Source organism: Shewanella sp. BJSY2023SW007 (assembly GCF_047314525.1).
GTDB classification, from domain to species: domain Bacteria; phylum Pseudomonadota; class Gammaproteobacteria; order Enterobacterales; family Shewanellaceae; genus Shewanella; species Shewanella chilikensis.
On sequence record NZ_JBKORL010000102.1, the window covers coordinates 1 to 2,359 of the forward strand.

Below are 2,359 nucleotides of genomic sequence, written 5' to 3' on the forward strand. Positions count from 1 at the left end.
CCTGTCACGTCTTTCGCGTTGCCGCTGTGCCGTGTCAGTGGGAGCGCATTATAGGGAGCCTGAACTTTTGTGCAAGGGCTTTTTAAAAGAAAAAACCACTTTATTGACTGACTGTAGAAACCCCGCTCAACCACACAGCTTACCTACCCATTAACCACAGACTTATCCACAAACCTATTTGTATAAACAATTCTGGTAGTCAGACTCAGGGGAAAGATTCACCCAATGTAATACACCTTATTAGTCATGAAACCAGTCAGAAATAATCAAGATTTAGTATAATTACTAAAATGTTTTCTCATCCTGTACAGGGTTGCGCCCAAGTTCATAGCCTCGAAGCCAGAACCCCAAGCTTTAACTGCGCGGCTCATCGACTCTGAATACCCGAGATGTTCATGCAGCCAACGATAAATAACTGCGCCTACAAACCACATTGCTCTGCTTTCAGCCTGAAGCCAACCTAGAGCATTACTCAATAGCTAGAGATAAACGATTAATACCTACTACTCTGCAAAGGCAAACTAAAAGGATATTCATTAACTCAGTTGCGGCCGCTGCATTTATCAAGAATATGCGCGGGCAACTATCTCCTTAACAGCCCTGCTTGGTGTGAGTCGCACTAGTGTTAATACTTGGGTCGCAAATTACCTGGCTGATGGGCTCAATGGTTTGCTTGATAAACCTAAACCCGGACAACCCAATCAACTCTCTCCTCATCAATTAGAGCAACTTAAAAAGTTTATCGAGAAGAATGCCATCAAGCAGGATGGTGGACGCTTAATAGCTGAAGATATCAGAGTTTATATCGGTAACGACCTGCATGTGAGCTATAGCTTGACCAATGTGTACCGCTTACTCCATGCGCTTGATTTCAGTCTCATCCCGGGTCATCTTCCACTTGAGCGTGTGGATGTGTGGTTCCAAGACGAAGCCAGATTTGGCCAACAAAACCAAACGACAAGACTTTGGGCAAAACGGGGGTAGCCGTCCCGTGTCGTCAAACAGCAGCAGTTTGATTATGGGTATCTGTTTGGAGCAGTCTGCCCAAGTAACGGTAAAACGGAAGCATTGATTACGCCCTTGGTCAACAAAGATGCCATGATGCTTCACCTTGACTCACTTTGATTAAGTTGCCCACTTATTCCTCAGAGCTGAACCCAATGGAGCAAGTTTGGCAATGGCTCAGACAACACTGTCTTTCCAACCGAGTATTCGATTGCTACGGGTAAATTGTTGAGCAAGTATCCCGAGCCTGGAATACCTTCATTGAGGATACTGGTCGGGTGAAATCTCTGTGCTCCAGGGACTGGATAAATCTGACCAGATAATTAATCAGATTGGTATAAGCAACCCGCCTATTCCCCAGAGCTGAACCCGATGGAGCAAGTTTGGCAATGGCTCAGACAACACTGTCTTTCCAACCGAGTATTCGATTGCTACGAGCAAACTGTTGAGCAAGTATCCCGAGCCTGGAATACCTTCATTGAGGATACTGGTCGGGTGAAATCTCTGTGCTCCAGAGGTTGGATAAATCTGACCAGATAAACCAGTCGAGCCATTCTCAATATCTCCCCAGCACCATCTCACATGGGGGCGAAAGACATCTGCTCATCAAGCACAGCTTGATAGATGGCTGGAGCGCGAAGCAGCTTGGCTGCGAGCTGAGGGGCACACACTGCGCCAGCAGCTTTGGGCTGCATGTTAAGTCGTGCTCGCTGGAAGCGAGACAAACAAAAAAGCCCTAGCATTCAGCTAGGGCTTTTTTGTTTGTTAGGCGTCTGGCGATGGCCAGCTTCGAGCAAGCTCTGCGCGTTCGTTTGTCGCATCAAACTGAGTTTGATAAACACGACAACCTCACCCTACTCCACATGGGATTGTGCCTCACTGCGTTCGGACTCTTTATCTTCCCCATGTGAGAGTGGACATATCAAAATGCTATTAAAACGAAAAATCCCCAACACAGAGTGCTGGGGATTTTCATTTTATTGGGCGTCTGGCGATGACCTACTCTCACATGGGGAGACCCCACACTACCATTGGCGCGATTGCGTTTCACTTCTGAGTTCGGGATGGGATCAGGTGGGACCACAATGCTATTGTCACCAGACAAATTTTGTTGCTGCTATTTAGTGCCTAGCAGCTGAATATGGTGCTGATACCCAGAATCGAACTGGGGACCTCATCCTTACCAAGGATGCGCTCTACCGACTGAGCCATATCAGCAAATTCAACTTTGATTTCACTTTATCTAAAGTGAAAATCATAAATTGGGCGTCTGGCGATGACCTACTCTCACATGGGGAGACCCCACACTACCATCGGCGCGATTGCGTTTCACTTCTGAGTTCGGGATGGGATC

General features: G+C 47.0%; 1 tRNA gene, 2 rRNA genes and 3 pseudogenes. 3 read left to right on the top strand and 3 right to left on the bottom strand.

Going from position 1 to position 2,359, the window contains the following annotated elements:
* Positions 1 to 600: 600 nt before the first annotated feature.
* The 3 pseudogenes from ACMHXE_RS18475 to ACMHXE_RS18485 all read left to right on the top strand — a co-directional run.
* A pseudogene (locus ACMHXE_RS18475) lies at positions 601 to 846 on the top strand (helix-turn-helix domain-containing protein); the annotation flags it as partial.
* Positions 847 to 900: 54 nt separating this feature from the next.
* Positions 901 to 1,328, top strand: a pseudogene (locus ACMHXE_RS18480) (transposase); the annotation flags it as partial.
* A gap of 16 nt (positions 1,329 to 1,344) precedes the next feature.
* Positions 1,345 to 1,545: pseudogene (locus ACMHXE_RS18485) on the top strand (transposase); the annotation flags it as partial.
* A gap of 446 nt (positions 1,546 to 1,991) precedes the next feature.
* Here the strand turns inward: ACMHXE_RS18485 and rrf (ACMHXE_RS18490) are convergent.
* From rrf (ACMHXE_RS18490) to rrf (ACMHXE_RS18500), 3 genes are all read right to left on the bottom strand, one after another.
* A 5S ribosomal RNA gene (gene rrf / locus ACMHXE_RS18490) occupies positions 1,992 to 2,107 on the bottom strand.
* 40 nt (positions 2,108 to 2,147) lie between these two features.
* Positions 2,148 to 2,223, bottom strand: a tRNA-Thr gene (locus tag ACMHXE_RS18495).
* A gap of 50 nt (positions 2,224 to 2,273) precedes the next feature.
* Positions 2,274 to 2,359 (bottom strand): 5S ribosomal RNA (gene rrf / locus ACMHXE_RS18500); the annotation flags it as partial.